20 protein-coding genes are annotated in these 21,257 nt (G+C 60.3%); 6 read left to right on the forward strand and 14 right to left on the reverse strand.

What is annotated here, in order from left to right:
* Positions 1-8 precede the first annotated feature (8 nt).
* Positions 9-1,862: an ABC transporter ATP-binding protein gene (locus tag BMZ23_RS05570; protein ID WP_281242303.1), complete on the reverse strand. Its 1,854-nt coding sequence runs from the start codon at positions 1,860-1,862 to the stop codon at positions 9-11.
* Positions 1,855-2,421, reverse strand: a complete 567-nt coding sequence (locus BMZ23_RS05575; protein ID WP_093473814.1) for a Smr/MutS family protein — start codon at positions 2,419-2,421, stop codon at positions 1,855-1,857. The genes BMZ23_RS05570 and BMZ23_RS05575 overlap by 8 nt, the downstream gene beginning before the upstream one ends.
* Positions 2,422-2,843: 422 nt before the next feature.
* On the opposite strand from BMZ23_RS05575, the gene prmB reads away from it, so the two are divergent.
* Together prmB and BMZ23_RS05585 are read left to right on the forward strand one after the other, a co-directional pair.
* Positions 2,844-3,746 (forward strand): 50S ribosomal protein L3 N(5)-glutamine methyltransferase, encoded by a 903-nt coding sequence (gene prmB / locus BMZ23_RS05580; RefSeq protein WP_093473817.1) that lies wholly within the window; start codon positions 2,844-2,846, stop codon positions 3,744-3,746.
* 53 nt (positions 3,747-3,799) lie between these two features.
* Positions 3,800-4,285: a C40 family peptidase gene (locus BMZ23_RS05585; protein ID WP_093473820.1), complete on the forward strand. Its 486-nt coding sequence runs from the start codon at positions 3,800-3,802 to the stop codon at positions 4,283-4,285.
* Here the strand turns inward: BMZ23_RS05585 and BMZ23_RS05590 are convergent, their stop codons facing one another.
* The 6 genes from BMZ23_RS05590 to BMZ23_RS05615 form a co-directional block, all read right to left on the reverse strand.
* Positions 4,286-4,921, reverse strand: coding sequence for a class I SAM-dependent methyltransferase (locus tag BMZ23_RS05590; protein WP_093473823.1), 636 nt, complete (start codon positions 4,919-4,921; stop codon positions 4,286-4,288). It lies immediately after the preceding gene.
* Positions 4,918-5,646, reverse strand: coding sequence for a CPBP family intramembrane glutamic endopeptidase (locus tag BMZ23_RS05595; protein ID WP_093473826.1), 729 nt, complete (start codon positions 5,644-5,646; stop codon positions 4,918-4,920). The genes BMZ23_RS05590 and BMZ23_RS05595 overlap by 4 nt, the downstream gene beginning before the upstream one ends.
* Before the next feature lies 1 nt (position 5,647).
* Complete coding sequence (locus tag BMZ23_RS05600; RefSeq protein ID WP_093473829.1) at positions 5,648-6,727, reverse strand: patatin-like phospholipase family protein; 1,080 nt, start codon at positions 6,725-6,727, stop codon at positions 5,648-5,650.
* Positions 6,724-7,905, reverse strand: coding sequence for an EAL domain-containing protein (locus BMZ23_RS05605; protein ID WP_093473831.1), 1,182 nt, complete (start codon positions 7,903-7,905; stop codon positions 6,724-6,726). The genes BMZ23_RS05600 and BMZ23_RS05605 overlap by 4 nt, the downstream gene beginning before the upstream one ends.
* A 79-nt stretch (positions 7,906-7,984) precedes the next feature.
* Positions 7,985-9,220, reverse strand: coding sequence for an OprD family porin (locus BMZ23_RS05610; RefSeq protein ID WP_093473834.1), 1,236 nt, complete (start codon positions 9,218-9,220; stop codon positions 7,985-7,987).
* Between the two features lie 115 nt (positions 9,221-9,335).
* The gene (locus BMZ23_RS05615) at positions 9,336-9,932 is read right to left on the reverse strand and encodes an NADPH-dependent FMN reductase (protein WP_093473837.1); all 597 of its coding nucleotides are present in this window, start codon (positions 9,930-9,932) and stop codon (positions 9,336-9,338) included.
* 227 nt (positions 9,933-10,159) lie between these two features.
* On the opposite strand from BMZ23_RS05615, the gene BMZ23_RS05620 reads away from it, so the two are divergent.
* Complete coding sequence (locus BMZ23_RS05620; protein WP_093473840.1) at positions 10,160-11,479, forward strand: Na+/H+ antiporter family protein; 1,320 nt, start codon at positions 10,160-10,162, stop codon at positions 11,477-11,479.
* A gap of 83 nt (positions 11,480-11,562) precedes the next feature.
* Here the strand turns inward: BMZ23_RS05620 and BMZ23_RS05625 are convergent, their stop codons facing one another.
* Complete coding sequence (locus BMZ23_RS05625; protein WP_093473843.1) at positions 11,563-13,209, reverse strand: methyl-accepting chemotaxis protein; 1,647 nt, start codon at positions 13,207-13,209, stop codon at positions 11,563-11,565.
* 295 nt (positions 13,210-13,504) lie between these two features.
* Here BMZ23_RS05625 and rloA3 point away from each other — a divergent pair, with 295 nt between their 5' ends.
* On the forward strand, positions 13,505-14,182 hold the full coding sequence (gene rloA3, locus BMZ23_RS05630) for a retropepsin-like aspartic peptidase RloA3 (protein WP_093473846.1): 678 nt from the start codon (positions 13,505-13,507) through the stop codon (positions 14,180-14,182).
* Between the two features lie 44 nt (positions 14,183-14,226).
* Here the strand turns inward: rloA3 and BMZ23_RS05635 are convergent, their stop codons facing one another.
* The 3 genes from BMZ23_RS05635 to BMZ23_RS05645 are packed head-to-tail and all read right to left on the reverse strand — an operon-like array spanning position 14,227 to position 15,664.
* The gene (locus tag BMZ23_RS05635) at positions 14,227-14,757 is read right to left on the reverse strand and encodes a DUF2058 domain-containing protein (RefSeq protein WP_177197227.1); all 531 of its coding nucleotides are present in this window, start codon (positions 14,755-14,757) and stop codon (positions 14,227-14,229) included.
* Between the two features lie 47 nt (positions 14,758-14,804).
* Positions 14,805-14,978 (reverse strand): DUF2897 family protein, encoded by a 174-nt coding sequence (locus BMZ23_RS05640; protein WP_093473849.1) that lies wholly within the window; start codon positions 14,976-14,978, stop codon positions 14,805-14,807.
* A gap of 56 nt (positions 14,979-15,034) precedes the next feature.
* Positions 15,035-15,664 (reverse strand): ankyrin repeat domain-containing protein, encoded by a 630-nt coding sequence (locus BMZ23_RS05645; protein ID WP_093473852.1) that lies wholly within the window; start codon positions 15,662-15,664, stop codon positions 15,035-15,037.
* Between the two features lie 159 nt (positions 15,665-15,823).
* On the opposite strand from BMZ23_RS05645, the gene BMZ23_RS05650 reads away from it, so the two are divergent.
* The gene (locus BMZ23_RS05650) at positions 15,824-17,008 is read left to right on the forward strand and encodes a multidrug effflux MFS transporter (RefSeq protein ID WP_093473855.1); all 1,185 of its coding nucleotides are present in this window, start codon (positions 15,824-15,826) and stop codon (positions 17,006-17,008) included.
* 201 nt (positions 17,009-17,209) lie between these two features.
* Positions 17,210-19,273 carry a TonB-dependent receptor family protein gene (locus BMZ23_RS05655; RefSeq protein WP_093473858.1) on the forward strand — a complete coding sequence of 688 codons (2,064 nt, stop codon included), beginning with the start codon at positions 17,210-17,212 and terminating at the stop codon, positions 19,271-19,273.
* A 91-nt stretch (positions 19,274-19,364) separates the two neighbouring features.
* Here the strand turns inward: BMZ23_RS05655 and fabB are convergent, their stop codons facing one another.
* Positions 19,365-20,582: a beta-ketoacyl-ACP synthase I gene (gene fabB / locus BMZ23_RS05660; RefSeq protein WP_093473861.1), complete on the reverse strand. Its 1,218-nt coding sequence runs from the start codon at positions 20,580-20,582 to the stop codon at positions 19,365-19,367.
* Positions 20,583-20,593: 11 nt separating this feature from the next.
* Positions 20,594-21,109 (reverse strand): 3-hydroxyacyl-[acyl-carrier-protein] dehydratase FabA, encoded by a 516-nt coding sequence (gene fabA / locus BMZ23_RS05665; RefSeq protein ID WP_093473863.1) that lies wholly within the window; start codon positions 21,107-21,109, stop codon positions 20,594-20,596.
* Positions 21,110-21,257 lie beyond the last annotated feature (148 nt).

Consider the following 21,257-nt stretch of genomic DNA (forward strand, 5'->3'; position numbering starts at 1 on the left):
TCATCCCTTCACTGTTCGCCGAGAAAGCCGCCGCTCTGGTGTGCCCACAATTGGGCATACAGGCCGCCGCGCGCCAGCAGCTCGGTATGGCTGCCATCCTCGATCACCTGTCCTTGATCCAGCACTATCAGCCGGTCCATGGCGGCGATGGTGGACAGGCGATGAGCGATGGCAATCACCGTCTTGCCTTCCATCAGGCGGTTGAGGTTGTCCTGGATTGCCACTTCGACCTCGGAATCGAGTGCCGAGGTGGCCTCGTCGAGGATCAGAATGGGCGCATCTTTGAGCATTACCCGGGCAATCGCGATGCGCTGGCGCTGGCCGCCGGACAGTTTCACGCCGCGCTCGCCGACATGCGCGTCCAGACCGCGGCGACCCTTGGCATCCTGCAGGTCGGCGACAAAGTCCTCGGCCTTGGCACGGCGCAGGGCTTCCACCACCTGAGCCTCACTGGCCTCGGGACGGCCATAGGTGATGTTGTCGCGCACCGAGCGGTGCAGCAGCGAGGTGTCCTGGGTGACCATGCCGATCTGCTCGCGCAGCGAGTCCTGGGTTACCTGACTGATATCCTGCCCGTCGATCAGGATGCGCCCGTTCTCCAGGTCGTAGAATCGCAGCAGCAGATTGACCAGAGTCGACTTGCCGGCACCGGAGCGTCCAACCAGACCGACCTTTTCTCCGGGGCGGATATGCAGGTCCAGTCCCGCCATCACACCGCCGCCCTTACCGTAGTGGAAATTCGCCTGCTCGAAGCGAATCTCGCCGGCACTGACCCGCAGTGGACGCGCATCGGGCTGGTCATCCACCAGTTGTGGCCTCGAGATCGAGCCGATACCGTCCTGCACGGTGCCGATATTCTCGAACAGCGCCGACAGTTCCCACATGATCCATTGCGACATGCCCCACAGGCGCAACACCAGACCGGCGGCCACCGCCACCGCGCCGATGCTGATCAGCTGCTGTTGCCACAGCCACAGCGCCAGACCCACCACGCCGAGCAGCAGCAGGGCATTCAGCAGATACAGCAGGGTATAGACCAGGGTCACCAGGCGCATTTGCCGGTGTACGGTGCCCATAAACTCGTCCATGCCTTCGCGGGCATAGCGGGATTCACGCTGGGCATGCGAGAACAGCTTGACGGTCTGGATATTGGTATAGCTGTCGACGATGCGCCCGGTCATCAGCGAACGGGCATCCGCCTGTTCGCTGGCAACATGCCGCAACTGCGGGATGAAATGGCGCATCAGCAGCAGATAGCCCAGCAACCAGGCCAGCATCGGCAGGGTCAGCCGCCAGTCGGCACTGCCGATCACCAGCAGGGTGCCGAGGAAGTAGATGGTCACATAGTTGAGCACGTCGATCAGCTTGATCACGCACTCGCGTACCGCCAGGGCGGTCTGCATCAGCTTGGTGGCGACCCGTCCGGCAAACTCGTCCTGATAGAAAGCCATCGACTGGCGCAGCAGGTAGCGGTGTACCAGCCAGCGGATGCGCATCGGGTAGTTGCCCATCAGCGTCTGGTAGGTGACCAGCGAGTTGGCCAGAATCATTACCGGCAACAGCAGCAGGATCACTGCCGCCATGCCGGCCAGCGGCCAGGCCTGATCCTGCAGGAAGGTGTCCGGGTCCTGCACCGACAGCCAGTCAACGATGCTGCCGAGGAAACTGAACAGCCATACCTCGGCCAATGCGATACCGGCCATCAGCACGGCGGCGACACTCAGCCAGGGCCAGGCGCCACGGGTATAGAACAGACAGAAGGCCACCAGCGAACGGGGCGGCTCCTGCGGTTCGGCAGTGGGGAAGGGGTCGAGTTTGCCCTCGAACCAGCTGAACAGGCGCTGCAGCAAAGGCTTACTCATCACGACCTTCCAGCATGCTGCGGCGCAGCAGCACATACAGTGAGCCGGTGCCGCCATGGCGCGGCAGGCAGGAGCTGAAACCGAGCACACCCGGATGCTGGCGCAGCCAGGTATTCACATGGCTCTTGAGGATCGGCCGGCGGCCATCCTTGCGCACCGCCTTGCCATGGGTCACCCGCACGCAGCGGATTTCCAGCCGGTTGGCCTCGGCGAGGAAGTCCCACAGGGTCTCCCGGGCCTTCTCGACAGTCATACCATGCAGATCAATGCTGCCATCAAAAGGTATCTGACCGGCCTTGAGCTTGCGCAACTGGCCTTCCTGCACGCCGTTACCGGTCCACAGCAGGAATTCCTCCGGCTCGACATCCAGCACGAACTGGTCGGACAGCCCATCGACGCGAATCGCCTTGGGTGCCACACTGGCGGCCTGACGCCGGCTCTGCAGCACACTGCGGTCGCTGCGCGGCTTGCCGGTGTCGGCCTGGTCGACACGGATCGGCCGGGCGCCGCGGGTGGCTTCGCGGAACAGTTCAAGGTCGTCGTCGGGTAGATCACCCATGTTGCTGCTACCCCTGCAAAAGGCTGTCATTTTAAGGGATGGCAGGTACCGCTGACCATTACGGCAGTCGGCAACACTGTGTCCCGGCGTGTACACTTTGTCCTTGAATGCATGGTTGCTGGTCGCGGAGTTTGCGTACTTGCCGACCAGCCATGGCGGACACGCCGCAAGTACGTCCCTGTAGGCTCGCGTCTGGCCATCCATGGCCAGACACGGTCCGCCATGACTGCTCGGCAAGCACGCTCTACCAGTTTTGCGCACTTGTCAAAAAACTCATAGGCGGGCGCGAGCCTACATGGGTGTACTTGTGGCGTGTCCAGAACCGGATAGCGGAAATTGAGCCTGCACCGGCCTGTTGGTTCGCTGCTTTCCAGATTTTCAATCTTGCATTATTGCCAACTAAAACCGCCCCGGAGGCCCTGATGTCCCTGCTGACCATTCGTGACCATATCCGCCGTGCCGTCAGTCGCTTCCATGAGGCCGGGCTGTTTTTCGGGCATGGCACCGATAACGCCTGGGACGAGGCAAGGCTGCTGGTGCTGCATGCCCTGTGGCTGCCCTGGGAAACGCCGGATGCCTATCTGGACTGCCGCCTGGAGGCGCAGGAAGCCGCCACCGTACAGGCCTTGCTGGACCAGCGCATCGAGCAGCGTATCCCGACCGCCTACCTGACCGGGCATGCGCGCTTTGCCGGACTGGATTTTATGGTCGATGAGCGGGTGCTGGTCCCGCGATCGCCGATTGGGGAACTGATCGAGCGCGGCTTCAGCCCCTGGCTGCAACAGGCGCCGGCCAGCATCCTTGACCTATGTAGCGGCAGCGGCTGCATCGGCATTGCCTGTGCCGTGCGTTTCCCACAGGCACAGGTGGTGCTGGCCGACCTGTCGGTGGACGCGCTGGCAGTGGCCGAGCAGAACATCGAGATGCACGGCCTGCAGGATCGGGTGGAAGCACGCTGGTCGGACGGATTCGACGGACTGCCGGGCGAACGCTTCGAGCTGATCGTCAGCAATCCGCCCTACGTGGATGCCGAGGACATGGCCGACCTGCCCGACGAATACCTGCATGAGCCGCAGATGGGCTTGGCTGCAGGCAGCGACGGACTGGATCTGGTACGCCGGCTGCTGGCCGAAGCCGCTGACCATCTCACGGAAAACGGCTGGCTACTGATCGAGGTCGGCAACAGTGAATGCCATGTGCGCCAGCAGTGGCCGCAGGTGCCCTTTGAATGGGTCGAGTTCGAACGTGGCGGGCACGGCGTGTTCGTCCTCAGCGCCGCGCAGTGTCGGGCCTTCCAGTCGCTGTTTGCGGGCAGCCGGGGTTGACGCTGGCGCTGTCAGCGGGAACACTGCGGGTGTTGCAGTCAGGGAGAGTGGGGATGCGTCTGACGTTGTTGCTGATAGTGCTGGCACTACTGGCCGGTTGTTCCTCGCGGCCCGTGGAGGTTGCCCCGACACCTGTGGTGGTGCCACAAGCCTCGCCGGTGCACAACGATGTGCTGTTCAAGGCCTTCGGTCTGGTTGGCACACCCTACCGCTATGGCGGCAGTTCACCGGAAACCGGATTCGACTGCAGCGGCCTGATCCACTATGTATACCGTGAAGCGGCCGGCTTGCAATTGCCGCGCACAACCTCGGGCTTGCAGGCAATGCAGGCCAAGGCGCCGTCGCGCAATGCCCTGCGACCGGGTGATCTGGTGCTGTTTTCCACCTCAGGCAAGCGGGGTGTAGACCATGCTGGCATCTACGTCGGCGAGGGACGTTTTCTGCACGCTCCCAGCACCGGTGGGCGGGTCCGTCTTGACGAGCTGCAGGCCAGCTATTGGCAGCGCAGCTACCAGGGCGCGCGCCGCGTGATCGACTGATCAGAGCGGCTTGCGCAGCAGCACCACATCATCTGCCGGGTACTCGGCGCGGGTTTGCCAGTGTGCGGCCAGCCAGTCGAAGGTGGGTACGCTGAAAAAACAGATGTGTGTTGGATCGTTCTTGTAGTGCCAGTTGGCAAAGGCCTCGGCATCGCGCACCCGTTTGGTCATCAGTGCCAGCCAGCCGCCCGCTTTCAGGCACTGCCATAACCGATGCAGCTCCTCGCCGGGTTGCGCCAGGTGCTCGACCACTTCGCTGGCACAAATGAAATCCCATTGCTGATCAAAGACCTGCGGATTGTTGGCGAAGTACAGGTCATGTAAGGCCACCCGGTGACCCTGTTCACGCAGCAGCAGGGCCAGCGCCGGTGCCGGTCCGCAGCCGAAATCCAGCCCGCTGCTGTCGGCGGGCAGGCGTTGCAGCAACGGCTCGGCAAGACGCGACAGAAAGCGTCGATAGCCCGGATCATCAGGGTCGTTACGGTGCAGGCGGTACTCTGCCAGTTCGGCGTCAGCATCTAGCTGGTGATCGGCAGGTACCTGTACCAGCAGGCAACGCTGACAACGCAGATAAGGCCTGCGGCGGTCGGCCTGCCAGAAAACAGCGGTGCCGCCACACAAGACGCAGGTGTTCATGCCAGAGCTACCCAAAGCAGTGTCAGCGCATTGTACAGGGCGTGTCCGAGCACACAGGGCCAGAGGCTGGTGCTGTACCAGCGCAGCCAGCCAAGTCCCAAACCCAGAAGACCAATAACCAGCATCCCGCCGGGGCTATAGAAACTGTGCAGTAAAGCAAAGATCAGACTGCTGGCCGGCAGGGCCAGCCACATTCCGGCACGGGTGTGACGTAAGCCCTGAAACAACCAGCCACGGAAAATCAGTTCTTCGGCCAGGGGCACCCAGACTACGGTCAGCCAGATGCCGAGCAGCAACAGGGCGCCACGCTGCTCCAGTAGGCTCCATACATCGCCGCCGCCTGACGGAAGGGCTGACAGGTCCAGCAGCGTATCCAGCCAGTTTGCCAGCGGGTCAGCCAGCAGAACCAGAAGTACAGCGCCAAGGATTGCCAGTAACCAGCATTGCCGGGAAGTCCGGCTTCCGGCCAGTATTTGACGGGAGCTGTCTGGCCAGAGCAGATATGCCAGCCATAGGCTGGTCAGCATCAGTGCCGTCGCATACAGACCGTCAACCAGCAGCCAGAGAGCGCTGCCCGAGGCGTGTCCAAGCATCAGGTGCAGGGCTAACAGCGCCAGCGCATAACAGAGTAACGCCTGCGCGGCATACAGGAATGCCAGCCGCAACAGCAGCCATGCATCATCCAGGGATGTGCGGCTTGACTGTATGGCAAGCAGACGGCTCATGTCAGAGTGGCTGCAGGCGGTCAGGCAGTGATTGCCGCTCAACCAGTTCGAGAAACTCGTCGCCGAGGCGCTGGCTGGCGTCCATGGCGTGCTGCCAGTAGCGTTCACGGGCCGTGTCGTCATTGGCAAAGCGTTTGAAATCCCGCCGATCCGGCAGCTTGCCGTAAGGCAGGCTGGCCAGATATTCGGGGGAGGGTGACAACAGCAGCACCTGATCGCTGCCGGCGGCGCTGGGCTTGCGCCAGCGCAGGGTTTTGTCGAACCAGCCGGGAATGATGCGGTCGGTAAAGTGCGGGTAGAGCACTATACCGGGGACTTGCCAGGGCAGGTCCAGGTGGTAGTCAATTAACCCGCCGTCACGGTAACTGCCAGCAGGCAGGCCGGGAATCTCGCGTACCGCATGCATCACCATGGGGATGGAGGCAGAGGCCATCAGCGCCGGTTTCAGATTCTGCAGGTCCAGTACGACTGACTGGCTGGCAAAGTTCTCTGGCAGTTGCATCGGCGGTGGCTGTCGCGGGTCGTGCAGGACCACTCGCGACAGGTGCCGTTGCAGGTGTTGGCGTGAAAGCAGGTTGCCGGCAACCACAGCGCCCAGTGCCAGACCTATGCCAAGCCGGTCATCACGCTCAAGCAAACCATGGCTGCGGTTGACCAGTATGTTCAGGTGATAGTTCGGGTTACCCAGGATGTGTGCCTGTTCACCCTCAATCAACTCATCCAGCATTTGCGCACAACGCTGGGTTATATCGTCGATGCTGCTGCCGGGGGCAAAGCGCATGGCGGTGTACAGCTGGCCAAGGCGTTTGAGGGCAGCCACCGGATCGGTCTGGCAGGCACTGGCGAAGCGCCAGCTGCCAATCGAGGCGCCGATCAGGCTGCGCGGCTGTGGCTGGCGTGGTAGCCAGTCGCCGAACAGTGCGGTGTCCAGCCCCAGGATACCCAGTGCCTTGGGGCCACCGGCTGCTCCGGGCAGGCAGTGCACATCCGCAGGGTGCAGACCCTGCTGGCGAATATGTTGCATGGCTGCGGGGCCGGCCTTCAGGGTCAGCACCGGCTGCTTGACGAGAATGGCGCTCATGCTGCCGGTGTTGCCGGAATCCGGCTGACATCTATGTCAACCAGCAGCAGGTGCCGGCTGTCGTTAAAGAACAGGCCCGAGGTCATGCACAGCGCCTGACTGCTGGCGTCACGGTAGGGGCTGGAAAGAATGACACGACTGTCTTCACCGGCTTCCTCAAGTATCTGGTGGAAGTAGGGGCGCCATGACCAGTTATGGTCGAGCAGCGCCGGATCGGTTTCCCAGCCCGTTGCAGTGGCGTCGAAGTTGGGTGATATCTGCGTGCCTTCGGCATCACACAGGTAGCAGCGCAGCAACCAGGGCCAGCGGGCCGGGTCGGGCAGACGCTGCGGAGCCGCGCCCTGTTCCAGCCACTGGCGCAGCTCACCGAACAGTGTGTGTAACGACTGACGCAGTACGGCCAGACGTTGGCGTTCCTGTTGCTGCTGTTTGACATAAGCGTCACGCATGCTGGCAAAGGGTTCAACGTAGCTGTCAACCGGTTGAAAGCCCTCGCGAGGCTCGCTGAACAGGTACCCCTGCACAAAACGCGCGCCGCACTCCAGCGCAAAGTGTAATTCACGCTGGTTTTCGATACCTTCTGCGATCACTTCACAGCCGGAACGCTCGGCCATCAGGGCCAGCGCACGGACAAACTCGCGGCTGTGGCTGTTGCCATTGGCTGCCTGACGCAGCAGCTGGGCGTCGAGTTTGATGATGTCCGGCTCAAGATCGAGCAGACGATCCAGCATGGAAGCGCCGGCGCCGAAATCGTCAATGGCGACGCGAATGCCGTGGGCACGGTAACGGGCTACCGCATCGCGTAACTGGCGGATATCGCCTTGCAGTTCGGTGATCTCGAATACCAGTTGTCCCGGCTGCATACCCAGTTGTTCCAGCAACTGCAGGCTGGGCAGCGGTTGTTCGCTGATCAGACGGCTGATCCACAGGGGGGAAATGTTGATGCTGATAAAGCCCTCGGGCTGATCACGGAACAGCTCCAGCGCTTGCTGGCGGATACTGCGATCCAGCTCCAATAGCGCATCAGGATCGGTCTGCGGGTCGGTAAACAGTGGGCCGGCGCTGACTATGCGACCGTCTTCAAGGCGAAGCCGGGCAAGGGCTTCATAGCCGGCAATGCGGCCGGTGGCAGTATCAATCAGGGGCTGAAAATAGGGCAGTGGTTGGCCGTTGTGCACGTGTATCTCCCGGTGTCGGCAGCTTGCGTGCGGCAAGTGTACACCCGGTGGCGAGCCACCGGGTATCAGGCGTGCTGAATCAGCGCAGCGCTATCTTGTAGTTGAGGATCAGGCGGTTTTCGTCAATATCACGGATGGCATCCGAGCGTACCATGGCGTTGCGCCACTGGATCGACAGGTTTTTCAGGGGGCCGGTCTGGAACGCATAGGTGACATCCAGATCGCGTTCCCACTCCTTGCCACGACCAGCAGCGCCCATGTCGATATTGCTGCCGCGAATGTAGCGAGCCAGTGCTTTGAGTCCGGGAATGCCAACAGTAGCAAAGTCGAAGTCGTAGCGTGCCTGCCAGGACTTTTCGTCAGCTCTGGCGAAGTCGAGCACCTGGACATAGTTGGCGATGTACGGATTGTTCTCGCGCAGATAAGGGAAAGCGGTGTCGCCATCGCTGTGTTGGTAGCCAAGACGAAGGGTGTGTCCACCCTGGGCAGCTGAGAGCATCAGTGATTTCATGCTGTGATCAATAGTCAATCGCTGGCTGCCATGATCGCGCGTCTCGAACCAGGCCAGATTGGCGCCGAGCGTCCAGTCACCGAGCGGCTGACTGTGGATCAGGTTGACCAGATCCTGACGGTATACATCCTGCAATTGCCCGCGCCAGAGGCCAAGGCTGGTTTGCGGGGTGAAGCGGTAGCTGCCACCGAGGTAGTTGAACCGGTCGGAGCTGCCACCCAGGGTGGCGGCGATGTCCTCGCGATCGGTACTGGCGCGGTAACTGGTTTCGCGCAATTGGCCAGCCTGCAGGTCGAGGTTGTCGATTTCACCGACCTGTAACATGGCGCCGCTGTAGGATTGCGGCAGCAGGCGGATATCGCTGGCCTGGGCAATCGGTAACTGCGGGTACAGGCTGCCGATGCGCAGGGTGCTGTTGGATACCTTGGCCTTGGCAGTCATTAGCAGCTGGCTGTACTCCGCCGGGCCCTGATCGCCGTAACGGTTGGGTAGCAGGCCGGTGCCGGCTCTCTGGTCATCCGAATCGAGTCTGATACCAAGCATGGCCTGGGCGTCGAGGCCAAAACCCACGGCCCCCGGGGTGTAGCCGGATTCGGCGCGAAGCACTACTCCCTGGGCCCATTCTTCGGCCTTGGACTGTGCATTGGGGGCGCTTGAACCGCGGAAGTCGCGGTTGAAATAAAAGTTGCGCAGTTGCAGCGAGGCGCTGCTGTCTTCAATAAAGCCGCCGGCCTGCAGACTGGTCGGCAATAGCAGGGCGCAGCCGAGGCTGGCGCCGAGTATCCCTGTGATGCCCTTGTGCATTGTTGTTCTCCGTGACGGATTGGCAAGCCGGAGCTGACTCTCCGGTCATGCCACTAAATCACGGGTGTGCGATTTTGGCCCTTCGACATTGGTCGCAGATGGCCGCTGCAAGAGGTTACATACCGGTTGCGAATGCCGGATTGTGCATGTCGATGGCAGCCCGCACCGGTTTCAGTGCGTCGGCATAGCGCAGCAGTATGTCGAGGTTATAGTCGAGCCGCGCGCGGATGCGCTGGTCGTCTTCAGATTCTGTTTCCGTGCCGTTCATGACCTTGTTTACGCCGCGCACTATCAGATGCTCGGGCAGGTAACACAGGCGGCAGTTCTTGAAGCTGGAGGCGCGCAGTTCGCTGATCGGGTAGGCGCCGCCTACACCGGCGGAAATACCTGCCAGCAACGCAGGCTTGTGTGCCAGTTCGTCCTTGCCGGCATACAGGAAGAAGTTCTTGATTGCCGGGCAGGCCATGCCGTGCCACTCGGGCGCAAGAATCACAATCGCATCGGCACGCACCAGTTGTTCGCGGTGAGCGGCCCAGTGCGGCTGATCGTCGCTCGGCCATAGCGGAAGTGGCTGGCTACCCAGATCCAGTACGCCAACCTGTTCGTCAGACAGGCCGAAGTGTTCTGTCAGTCGCTGGCGGATAAAGTAGGCGACCTTGGCGGTCTGGCTATCTGGGCGGCTGCTGCCGGCAACCAGGGCAATATGTGTCATCAACGCTCTCCTTAATGGCTGTCAGTGCATCCTATAGGGAGGCCAATGCCAGTTAAAAGTCGTGATTTTCTATCGGAATGATCGAAAATCTCGGGTGATGCCCCGAGTTTTTGACAGGGGCGGGGGCTTGCGGCAGAGTACGCGCCCTTGTGCGTCAGCTAACCTGCCGATAATGGCAACCACCTGGCGTTGCCGTTTGATTCGGAGAGTAAGAGGGGTAAAGCGCGATGAATGCAGTGGTTGCTGCAGTGGCGGTCATGCTGGTGTTGAGTCTGTGCCGGGTGCACGTGGTGGTGGCGCTTATTCTTGGCGCGCTGACGGGTGGGTTGCTTGGCGGGCTGGGTCTTGAGGCAACGCTTCAGGCCTTTCAGGGTGGTCTTGGCAAGGGCGCCAATGTCGCCCTGAGTTATGCGTTGCTGGGAGCCTTCGCTGTAGCGATAGCCAAGTCCGGGCTGGCACATGCGCTGGCTGACAGGGCGCTTGGCCTGGTCAACCGCCAGCAGGAAGGCAATGCTGCCTGGCTGAAGTGGTTGCTGGTACTGGTGCTCGGGGCTGTGGCCATTTCCTCGCAGAATATCCTGCCGATCCATATCGCCTTTATTCCCCTGCTGGTGCCGCCGCTGCTCTATGTGATGGCGCGTTTGCAACTGGACCGTCGCTTGGTTGCCTGCGTGCTGACCTTCGGCCTGATTACCCCTTATATGTTCCTGCCGGTGGGCTTTGGCGGGATCTTCCTTAACAACATCCTGCTGGCTAATGTGGCCGAGAGCGGCGCGGATATCTCTGCAGTCAATGTGATGCAGGCAATGGCTTTGCCAGCACTGGGCATGCTGCTGGGTTTGTTGTTTGCCTTGCTGGTCAGTTACCGGCGACCGCGTGCCTATAACATCGAGCGGATCGCCCAAGCCGAGCAGGTCGAGGCGCGTTACAGCCCACTATCGCTCTGGGTGGCGCTGGTTGCTGTGGTGGTGGCGTTCGTCGTGCAGCTGTGGCTGGACTCGATGATCATCGGTGCGCTGGCCGGTTTTGTGATCTTCTCGGTGTCCGGCGTAGTGCGCTGGCGGGAGGCGGATGATGTGTTTACCGAGGGCATGAAGATGATGGCGATGATCGGCTTCATTATGATTGCCGCTGCCGGTTTTGCCGAGGTAATGCGCACCACCGGCGCTATTCAGACGCTGGTAGACAGCTCGGCCATGTTGATTGGCGATAACCGGGCGCTGGCGGCACTGCTGATGTTGCTGGTTGGCCTGTTGATTACCATGGGGATTGGTTCGTCGTTCTCGACCATTCCGATCATTGCCTCCATCTATGTGCCGTTGGCGCTGCAACTGGGCTTCAGTCCGCTGGCGATTGTCGCGCTGGTGGGAACCGCGGCGGCGCTGGGGGATGCCGGCTCGCCGGCGTCGGATTCGACCCTGGGGCCGACTGCCGGCCTGAATGTCGACGGTCAGCACAACCATATCTGGGATACCGTAGTACCGACCTTCCTGCACTACAACCTGCCGCTGATGCTGTTCGGCTGGCTGGCGGTGATGATCCTCTAGACAAGCGTCCAGCTACAAGCCACAAGTGCTGTGAGCCAGAAACCAGAAGGCCTCCATATCGGAGGCCTTCTGGTTTTCATGGGTCAGATCTTGAAGCGGCTTACCAGCGTGTCGATTTGTTTGCCCAGATCGGCCAGGTGATTGCTGGCCTCTGCCGTCTGACGGGCACCGTCGGTGGTTTCGTGGGCCAGTTGCGCCGCTTCGGTAACGTTGCGGTTGACATCTTCGACCACGGTGGACTGCTGCGTGGTAGCGCTGGCAATCGAGGCGTTCAGTGCAACCAGTTGCTGCATGGACTGGATAATCTGTTCCAACGCCTCGCCGGCCGCATTGACCTGGTCGACACTGCGCTGCGAGTGCTGATGGCTGTTGTTGATTACGTTGACCACTGTCTGGGTATTACCCTGCAGCTTGCCGATCATCGCCTGGATTTCTTCAGTTGATTTCTGTGTGCGTTGGGCCAGATTGCGAACTTCGTCAGCAACGACTGCAAACCCTCGCCCCATTTCTCCTGCCCGTGCAGCCTCGATGGCAGCATTCAGTGCCAGCAGGTTGGTTTGCTCGGCAATATTGCGGATTACATCCAGTACCGAGGTAATCTCCTGGGCGTCGCTGGACAAGGTTTGCATGTTCTCAACAGCCGTTTGCACGCTGTCGGACAGGTGGCTGATTTCATCAATGGTTCTGCGTACTTGCTGGCGTCCGTTTTCCGCCCCTTCGCTGGCGCGGGCAACTTCCTCGGCGGCGGCATTGGCATTCTGGGCAACGTCCTGCACGCCATAGGTGATTTCGTTCACTGCGGTGGCCATCAGCTCCATGCGTTCGCTTTGGCTGTTCATGTCACGCAGGCTGTTGCTGCTGATGCGATCAAGTTGTTCGCCGGCACTGATCAGTTGTCTGGCGTTGTCGCCCAGTTGAGTAATCAGTGCTCGCAGGTTCTGCGAAAACTGGTTGAAGTACACCGCCATATGCGACACCTCATCCCGCGCATCGTCATCCAGGCGGCGGGTCAGGTCGGCATCGCCGCTGGCGATATCGCGCATGGCGTCGACTACCTTGGTCAGCGGGTTGGTAATGCTGCGTCCGACCACAAACAGGATCAGCCCCATAGCGGCGGTAATCAGCAGCATGATGATGATATTCAGGCGGGCCTGAGCGGCGAACTTGGCATCCATCTGGTCGATGAAAATACCGGTACCTAGCATGTAGTCCCAGGGCTGGAAGTGCTTGAAGGCGGATACCTTGAGTACGCCTGGCCCTTCGCCCACGGTCTGGCCTGGCTTGGCCCAGGTGTATTCAAAACTCGCCGTGCCATGGCGTCGGGCACGGTTGACCATTTCGGTAATGAAGTTCACGCCGTCGTCATTGACCAGTACGGTCAGGTCCATGCCGACGGTTTCAGGTGCGTAGGGGTGCATGACCATCACATGGTTCATGTCGTTGACCCAGAAATATTCATGGCCGGCGTAGCGCAGCTTGCTGAGCACGTCGAGCGCCTGGGTGCGAGCCTGCTCGCTGCTCAGCGTGCCCTTTTGCTCGAGGTCGTGAAAATGTTCCAGAATACCGGAGGCGGCTTCGACCAGATCGGTTGCCTTGGTGATCTCGGCCTGTTTGAACTCGCGGTACAGATTGCTCAACGCAAGGCCTGACTGGATCAGCAGGCTGGCAAGGGCTACGACGAGGATCAGCCAGATGCGCTGGCTTATTCTGATTTTGCGCAGAATGTTCATGTGAAGTCTCCGGCTTCAGCGACCTTTGTTGTGCGGCAGAATGGTTCCGTGGTCGCAGTTCGGAACAAGCCGTTGCTGGCAGCATGATGTCGGCTGCTTAAGACCGATCTTGAGCGGATAGTAACCTATCTGCTGGCATTTTGGCGTCGAAATTTTGAAGCCAGGCAGTTGGCTCCGCAACAACGCCGGGCAGAGCTGTTGGCACTGTTGTGATGAAACTGTAACACCCCCTAGAATAGGCACATTGGCTTTGCTGTTTTCTTCCCTGTTCACGCAGGTCTGCCTAGGGAGTCCCATGTCAGCTTTTACCCTGTCTGCGTTCACTGCCGGTATTTCAGCCGTACTGCTGGCCGCATCGCTGTCCCTGCAACCGCTACCCGTGTATGCGGCAGGAAAAAAACAGCCGGTCACTACCGATTCTGTATCTGCCAAGCTGATTGTTGGCTGGGTTGAAAAGGGCAGAATCCTGCCTGAACACACAGCCGTCAAGATCAAAGTGGACTCAGGGGCGCTGACCTCTTCCATGCATGCGGTGAATATCCGTAACTTTACCCGCAAGGGCAAGGCTTGGGTCAGCTATCAGGTGCCGGTACGGGATGCAGATTCCGGCGAGAAAGTGGTGCTGGAGTTTGAGCGCCCGGTGGCGCGCCGTGTCCTGGTGCGCGGAGCCGGAGGTGAAGACCGTCGTCCGGTAGTCAAAATGTCCATGTGCATTGGTGATCGCGTCTACGAGGAAGAGTTCTCCCTGCGTGACCGGGGTGACATGACCTATCCGGTCTTGCTTGGGCGCCGAACCATCGAACATATTGGTCTGATTGATGTGTCGCGCACTTTCCTGCTGCCGTTGAATTGCTCTGACTCGGTGGAGCAGGATGAGCGTGAGCGCCAGAAGCGACTGCGTGAGGATGAAACGCTGGTCGATGATACCCAGATAAATCAACCCGAACAGGTTGAGGAAGAGCACGAGGAATAACCGTCCTGCTCGAACCGGGCACCAGGTTGGTGCCCGGTAGAGGTTTACCACATCAGGTCGTCTGGGATCTTGTAGTCAGCGTAAGGGTCGTCTTCATCAGCCGGTTGGGCTGAAACCTCGGCAACGATCACTGGCCAGTGCGGAGCGCGTTCGCTGATGCGTGTGGCGATATCTGCCGGTATCAATTCAAACCCGGGGCCGAGCCGGGCAATCGCCAGTGTCCCGCGACTCAGGCGTTCGAACTGCTCGCCAGTGACGTGAATCTTCTTGATCTTCTTCTTGCTGACAAACTGGTAGGCCGTGTCACCCTGGCTGCGGTCGATGCGGTGCTGCTCGATCATTTGTTTGACCTGGGCTTCGGCTTCGCGACGCGCGGCTTCTTCCTGGCGTTGCTGGTTCAGTTGACGGTCGCGCTCCAGTTTTTCCTGACGTACCCGTTCAGCTGCTTCGGCTACCGCCTGCAGGGTGTCTGGCTGCTGCTTGGCTGTTTTCTTTTTTGAGCGCTGGGCCTGCTTGATCTTTTTCTCGTCGACCAGACCGGCCTTGAGCAGTTGTGCTTGCAGTGAGTTCATCATGCGTGGCTGTTCCCGATAAGCTGGACGGGTGAATGACCGGCGGCATTCTACTTGTTTTCACGCTGTTTTTCTTGCGCCTCAAGCTCTGCCTGGCGGGCTTTGATGCGTTTCATGCGTTCCTTGTCGATGGGCATACGATTGGCACTGTCACGCAGCAACAAGAGGCTGCCGATCACCATGCCGGCAGCCAGCAGTATAAATATCCAGCCAATCAGCGGCATCGGCAAGCTTCCCCGGAACGGAACAGAACAGCCCACATCATGCGGCTCTGACCGGCTCAGGGCAAGCTTGTTGCTGGGCGGTTTTCCAGCGCTGATTGCAGCCGATTGAACAGGTCAGCCTGAGAAGCCTCTCTGGCCCAGTCAATGGCAGTGCGACCGTCGCTGGCTGGCTGCTGCGGGTTGGCACCGGCTTGCAGTAGCTGCTCGACAATCGACAGATTGCCATTGCGTGCGGCCCAGATCAGGGCTGTCCAGCCGTTCTCGGTATCCGCAAGCTGCGGATTGGCTCCGGCACCCAGAAGCATGGCTGTTATTTGCTGCTGGTCATTGACCACGGCCAGCATAAGTGCGCTGTAACCAGCCTGGTCGCGTAACTCCAACGCTGCGCCGCGTGCAAGAAGCGCCTCCAGTGTGTCCGGGTGCCCATGCGCGGCCGCCTGCATCAGGGCAGACCACCCGCAGTCGTTAGTGCTGTTTACAGATAGCCCGCGATCCAGGGCGCGGGTCACCTCATGGGTGTCTCCGCGCGCTGCTGCCTCAAGCATCACTGCTGCAGCCCGGGTTTCCCTGGCACTGCGCTGGTGTGGATCCAGCAACAGGTACAGCAGATACATGACCAGTATCAGGCTGACGGCACAGAGTGTGCCGATAAGGCGAGGGAATCGGGCAAATAACGTTGCGGACATGACTGGCTCCAGGGCGGTGTTTGGCAATCATACGCCCTGCCGGATATTGCCTGCCCATGCTTGAAGCAACAGACTGTTGCCGGAAAGCTGCGGCGGCTTCTGGCATCATTATGGTCTGACAGCCTACCAGTTGCTGCGCTTCCACGGATCCGTTTTCCCATGCCTTTCAAGCTGTTGCTGATTCTCGGCGGACTGAGTGCTTTTGGTCCCCTTGCCATTGACATGTATTTGCCCGCCTTTACCGCCATGGCGTTGGACTTTGCTGTGCAGATCGAGCAGGTACAGTTGAGCATGTCGGTATATTTTGCCGGGCTGGCCTGCGGTCAATTGGTTTACGGACCTATTGCCGACCGCTTTGGACGGCGGCCACCATTGATGTTCGGCATTGCCCTGTTTGCTATTGCCTCTCTGGGCTGTGCACTGGCACCGACACTCGAGTGGTTGTTGGCGGCGCGCTTTGTCCAGTCGCTGGGTGCCTGTGCCGGTATGGTGGTCAACCGTGCGGTGGTGCGTGACTTGTGCACGCCGCTGGAGTCTGCCCAGGTGTTTTCCAGGTTGATGCTGGTGATGGGGGTGGCGCCGATTCTGGCACCCCTGTTGGGTGGCTTGCTGCTGCTGTGGGGCGGATGGCAGTCGATTTTTCTGTTTCTTTGTGGTTTTGCCGGGTTGTTTCTCTGGTTGGTGCTGCGCAGCCTGCCGGAAACCCTGGCTGACGCGGCGCGGCGTCCCCCGATCAGCAAGGCGCTGGGCAGTTATTTCAGACTGCTGGGGGATGCGCCTTTTATGCTGCATGCGCTCACGGGTGGGCTGACCATGGCGGGAATGTTTGCCTGGATCGCCGCATCACCCTTCGTGATCATGCACCTGTATGGCGTTTCGGCAGAACATTTTGGCTGGTTTTTCGGACTGAACGCCGCCGGATTCATTCTGTTCGCCCAACTCAATGGCTGGTTGTTGCGTCGCCGCTCTCCGCAGCGTTTGCTGCCGTTCACCACTGGCGCCTATCTGCTGGCTGCCATCTGGCTGTTGCTGGCAGCATTGTCGCAACCACAGAGCCTCTGGTTACTGATGTTGCCGTTGTTTTTCGGTGTCTCGCTGGGCGCTCTGGTCATGCCCAATGCCACAGCTTGCGCCATGGCCGGGCAGGGTGAGCAGGCAGGGCTGGCATCGGCACTGATGGGTACCTTGCAGTTCATTATCGCCGGCCTGACCTCGGCGCTGGTCGGTTGGCTGCATGATGGCAGTGCCTTGCCACTGGCCCAGGTGATGCTGGGTTGTGCTCTGCTGGTGCTGCTGTGTGCCGTGCTGGCGCGGCGTTATTCCTCACCCTCACTGTTTCGCTGATTCCTGTTGTGTTGCCGGCGCAGCAGTAAGGGGGTGTTGTTATTGATATGTATGTTTTGATAGATGGAGCAATTGACACTCATTATCAATTGCAATTAGCATCCTGTTCGCAAAGCCGCAATGACGTGTTCCATTCCACGTACTGGCGGTCTGGTTCTCCCTGGGGAGGGGAGAGAGTCGCAACCTGAACAGGAAATACCCATGAAGCCAACACCCTTGTTTACCCGCCGCACTCTGGCTATTGCGGTGGCCGCCGCACTGTTGCCGGTCAGCGCACTGGCCCAGTCCGACAACACCCTGCGCATGCCATCCATGGAGGTGGTTGGTTCCAAGGATGATGCTATCGCCCGCCAGACAGGTGCTGTGGTGGTGATTGACCGTGAGCAGATCGAGCGGATTCAGCCGACCTCTACCGAGGACGTGCTGCGCCGGGTTCCCGGTATCAATGCCAAGACTGAGGAAGAGTCAGCGGTGGTCAGCAATATCGGTATTCGCGGCCTGTCGGCCAGTGAGTCAAAATCACTGGTCCTGGAAGACGGTGTGCCGGTAGCGCCGGGTCTGTTCATCGGTAACGACCGTTATTACAACCCGCGTATCCAGCGTATGGAAGGTATCGAGGTGCTCAAGGGCTCGTCTTCGCTGCGCTATGGCCCGTCCACCATCGGCGGTGTCATCAACTACAAGACCAAAACGCCTGAGGGGGTCGCGGTCAGCACCCGGATCGGTTCATTCAATACCCGCGAAGCAACCCTCGAGGCAGGCGGCCGCAGCGCTAACGGTGACGCCTATGCAGGCCTGGTTGCAAGCAAGGCCAAAAGCGACGGCTTTCTCGATCGTGATTACGATATGACCGACCTGATGTTCAAGGCGGGGACCGCCATTGGCGACAATCAGAACATCGGCTTCAAATATTCCTGGTACGAGAATGATGCCAACATCTCCTACCGCGGCCTGTTGCTTGACGATTACCGTGATCGACGGACCTACAATCCGGCCCCGGATGATTACTTCCTGACCGATCGTCAGGCCTTCGACATCAACCACGAATGGCACCTGAACGACCGCGCCACCCTGCGTACATTGGCCTATTGGAGCGAAGTGACCCGTGATTACTGGCGCTATGCGGTGGATACCCCGGCCTCCAATGCCGCTGGTCGCTGGGTTTATACCGACAGTCTGCGTGGCAACAACCGCAGCTTCGAACGCTGGGGCGTGGAATCCCGTCTGAATCTTGATCATGAGCTGTTTGGGCTGATCAGTGAGGCTGAGTTCGGGGTGCGCTTCATGAAGGAAGAGTCGGATGACCGTACCATAGATGCGACCCGTGCGCGTGACCGGCGTGGCGACTTGCGCGCCAAGCGTGCCGACCTGGCGGAGAGTCTGGCCGGTTATGTGCAGAACCGCTTTGTGATCAGCGAGCGCCTGGCGATTACCCCTGGTCTGCGCGTCGAGTCCTATGAGCAGACCCGTCGTGAGCGGGTACAGAACTTCAATCCGGTGAATGCCTCGGAAAGCACCCGCAATACCGAATGGTTGCCGGGCATCGGTTTTACCTACCAACTGGCCGCTGCGGCTCAGCTTTACGGTGGTGCCTATCGGGCGTTCTCACCGGCTTCCAACGGCGTCGCACTGGATGGTCTGGTCGACCAGAAGCTGGATGGTGAGCGCTCGGACAACTATGAACTCGGTGTGCGCGGCAGTCAGGGTATCTACACCTACGATGTTACTGCCTTCTATATGGACTTCGACAACCAGGTGGTAACCGGTAACAGCGATCCGAGCCTATCCCAGTCGAATGCCGGCAAGACCCTGCACTACGGTCTGGAAGCAGCACTGGGTATCGAGCTGGGCGCAGGCTTCAGTCTGGATACCAACGCTACCTGGGTACCCAAATCGGAATTCCGCACCGGGGTGAACGATGGCAATCGCTTGCCCTATGCGCCTGAGTTTCTGGCGAATGTCGGTCTGAATTACACCCAGGGTCGCCTGAGCACTGCTCTCAACGCGCATTACCGTGGTGATCAGTATGGTGATCCTAGCAATCGCAAGGATATTCCTGCCGATGCGGCCGGTGGTATCTGGGGTGGTCAGATGCGCTCCTACACAGTGTATGACCTGCTGGCCCAGTACCAGGTGAACGATCACCTGCGGCTGCAGGGTGCTGTGAAGAACCTGACTGACAAGCGCTATATCACTGGTCTGCGTCAGGGCATCTACGTCGGGCCGGAGCGCACCTTTGAAGTGGGTATGAACTACCGCTTCTGAGACTGGCGCTTGGCGACAGGGAGGTCGTCACAGCCCATAAAAAAACCGCTACCGGGAAGCCGGCAGCGGTTTTTTTACAGCCAGGACTGGATCAGGCGCCGGTCCAGCGCTTGAACACCAGGGTGGCGTTGGTGCCGCCAAAGCCGAAGCTGTTGGACATGGCCAGGTTGATGCGCTTGTCGGCGCGCTGGCGCAGGATTGGCAGATTGCCGACGTTCTCGTCCAGCTCCTCGATATTGGCCGAGGCGCAGAGGAACTCATCGCGCATCATCAGCAGGCTGTAGATCGCCTCCTGCACACCAGCCGCACCCAGCGAGTGACCGGACAGGCTCTTGGTCGAGCTGATCAGCGGTGCCTGGTCGCCGAATACCTCGCGGATGGCCTTCAGCTCGGCAACGTCACCCACCGGGGTCGAGGTGCCGTGGGTGTTCAGGTAGTCAATGCTGCCGTCCACCGTGGCCAGTGCCTGCTGCATGCAGCGCACCGCACCCTCGCCACTCGGGGCGACCATGTCATAGCCGTCCGAGGTGGCACCGTAGCCAACCAGTTCGGCGTAGATGGTCGCACCACGGGCCAGTGCATGTTCCAGTTCCTCGACCACCACCATGCCGCCGCCGCCGGCGATGACGAAGCCGTCACGCTTGGCGTCGTAGGCGCGCGAGGCCTTGTCCGGGGTGTCGTTGTACTGGGTGGAGAGGGCGCCCATGGCATCGAACAGCATGGATTGCGACCAGTGCACCTCTTCACCGCCGCCGGCAAACACGATGTCCTGCTTGCCCAGCTGGATCAGCTCCATGGCGTGACCAATGCAGTGGGCACTGGTGGCGCAGGCGCTGGAGATCGAGTAGTTGTTGCCCTTGATCTTGAACGGGGTGGCCAGACAGGCGGATACGGTGCTGCCCATGGTGCGCGGCACGCGGTAAGGGCCGATCTTCTTCACGCCCTTCTCGCGCAGGATGTCCACCGATTCCATCTGGTTCAGGGTGGAGGCGCCGCCGCTGCCGGCAACCAGGCCGGTGCGCACGTTGCTGACCTGTTCCTCTGTCAGGCCGGCATCGGCAATTGCCTGCTGCATGGACAGGTAAGCGAAGGCGGCAGCATCACCCATAAAGCGCTTGACCTTGCGGTCGATGGCGGCATCCAGGTCGATGTCAACGCTGCCGGAGACCTGGCTGCGCAGCCCCATTTCAGCATAGGAAGGGTTGTGGCGAATGCCGGACTTGCCGTTCTTCAGGCTGTCGGCAACGGCATCCAGCGATTGGCCCAGGCAGGAAATAATGCCCATTCCGGTGATAACAACGCGACGCATGGCGGGTATCCTCAGAAGCTATCGGTAGAAGTGAACAGACCTACCCGCAGCCCTTCGGCGGTGTAGATCTCGCGACCATCGACGGCCATGCTGCCATCGGCAATGCCAAGGGTCAGTGAGCGGTTGATGGTGCGCTTGATATGAATGGTATAGGTGACTTTCTTTGCAGTTGGCAGCACCTGACCAAAGAATTTTACTTCACCGGAACCCAGGGCGCGGCCGCGGCCCTCAAAGCCTAGCCAACCCAGATGAAAGCCGACCAGCTGCCACATGGCATCCAGGCCCAGGCAGCCGGGCATGACCGGGTCGCCTTCAAAGTGACAGCCAAAGAACCACAGGTCCGGATTGATATCCAGCTCGGCGACGATCTCGCCCTTGCCGAACTTGCCGCCGGTGTCGCTGATGTGGGTGATGCGATCAATCATCAGCATGTTGGGGGCGGGCAACTGTGCGTTGCCGGGACCGAACATCTCGCCACGGCTGCAGGCCAGCAGCTGTTCCCGGTCGTACGCATTTTGTCTTGTCATTGGAGGCTCCTGCTCATCCCTTCGTGGGCGGTTGAATCGGCTTTGCGTGTGCTCTGACTGAGTTGGAGTGGGCCGAGTCACATGCTGTCCGGTTGCACAGGATACCCGTGATTGCCGGACAGCACCACGCATGTCCGGCGTGTAACGG

The sequence above is a fragment of the Halopseudomonas yangmingensis genome (assembly GCF_900114825.1).
Lineage (GTDB): Bacteria > Pseudomonadota > Gammaproteobacteria > Pseudomonadales > Pseudomonadaceae > Halopseudomonas > Halopseudomonas yangmingensis.

What these genes read in the sequence shown, in the direction of transcription:
- BMZ23_RS05655 (WP_093473858.1), top strand. Translation starts at nt 17,210, where the DNA reads ATGAAGCCAACACCCTTGTTTACCCGCCGCACTCTGGCTATTGCGGTG.
- BMZ23_RS05645 (WP_093473852.1), bottom strand. Translation starts at nt 15,664, where the DNA reads ATGTCCGCAACGTTATTTGCCCGATTCCCTCGCCTTATCGGCACACTC.
- BMZ23_RS05650 (WP_093473855.1), top strand. Translation starts at nt 15,824, where the DNA reads ATGCCTTTCAAGCTGTTGCTGATTCTCGGCGGACTGAGTGCTTTTGGT.
- BMZ23_RS05620 (WP_093473840.1), top strand. Translation starts at nt 10,160, where the DNA reads ATGAATGCAGTGGTTGCTGCAGTGGCGGTCATGCTGGTGTTGAGTCTG.
- BMZ23_RS05600 (WP_093473829.1), bottom strand. Translation starts at nt 6,727, where the DNA reads ATGAGCGCCATTCTCGTCAAGCAGCCGGTGCTGACCCTGAAGGCCGGC.
- BMZ23_RS05595 (WP_093473826.1), bottom strand. Translation starts at nt 5,646, where the DNA reads ATGAGCCGTCTGCTTGCCATACAGTCAAGCCGCACATCCCTGGATGAT.
- BMZ23_RS05575 (WP_093473814.1), bottom strand. Translation starts at nt 2,421, where the DNA reads ATGGGTGATCTACCCGACGACGACCTTGAACTGTTCCGCGAAGCCACC.
- BMZ23_RS05610 (WP_093473834.1), bottom strand. Translation starts at nt 9,220, where the DNA reads ATGCACAAGGGCATCACAGGGATACTCGGCGCCAGCCTCGGCTGCGCC.
- BMZ23_RS05640 (WP_093473849.1), bottom strand. Translation starts at nt 14,978, where the DNA reads ATGCCGCTGATTGGCTGGATATTTATACTGCTGGCTGCCGGCATGGTG.
- BMZ23_RS05570 (WP_281242303.1), bottom strand. Translation starts at nt 1,862, where the DNA reads ATGAGTAAGCCTTTGCTGCAGCGCCTGTTCAGCTGGTTCGAGGGCAAA.
- BMZ23_RS05590 (WP_093473823.1), bottom strand. Translation starts at nt 4,921, where the DNA reads ATGAACACCTGCGTCTTGTGTGGCGGCACCGCTGTTTTCTGGCAGGCC.
- prmB (WP_093473817.1), top strand. Translation starts at nt 2,844, where the DNA reads ATGTCCCTGCTGACCATTCGTGACCATATCCGCCGTGCCGTCAGTCGC.
- BMZ23_RS05625 (WP_093473843.1), bottom strand. Translation starts at nt 13,209, where the DNA reads ATGAACATTCTGCGCAAAATCAGAATAAGCCAGCGCATCTGGCTGATC.
- BMZ23_RS05615 (WP_093473837.1), bottom strand. Translation starts at nt 9,932, where the DNA reads ATGACACATATTGCCCTGGTTGCCGGCAGCAGCCGCCCAGATAGCCAG.
- BMZ23_RS05585 (WP_093473820.1), top strand. Translation starts at nt 3,800, where the DNA reads ATGCGTCTGACGTTGTTGCTGATAGTGCTGGCACTACTGGCCGGTTGT.
- fabB (WP_093473861.1), bottom strand. Translation starts at nt 20,582, where the DNA reads ATGCGTCGCGTTGTTATCACCGGAATGGGCATTATTTCCTGCCTGGGC.
- BMZ23_RS05635 (WP_177197227.1), bottom strand. Translation starts at nt 14,757, where the DNA reads ATGATGAACTCACTGCAAGCACAACTGCTCAAGGCCGGTCTGGTCGAC.
- rloA3 (WP_093473846.1), top strand. Translation starts at nt 13,505, where the DNA reads ATGTCAGCTTTTACCCTGTCTGCGTTCACTGCCGGTATTTCAGCCGTA.
- fabA (WP_093473863.1), bottom strand. Translation starts at nt 21,109, where the DNA reads ATGACAAGACAAAATGCGTACGACCGGGAACAGCTGCTGGCCTGCAGC.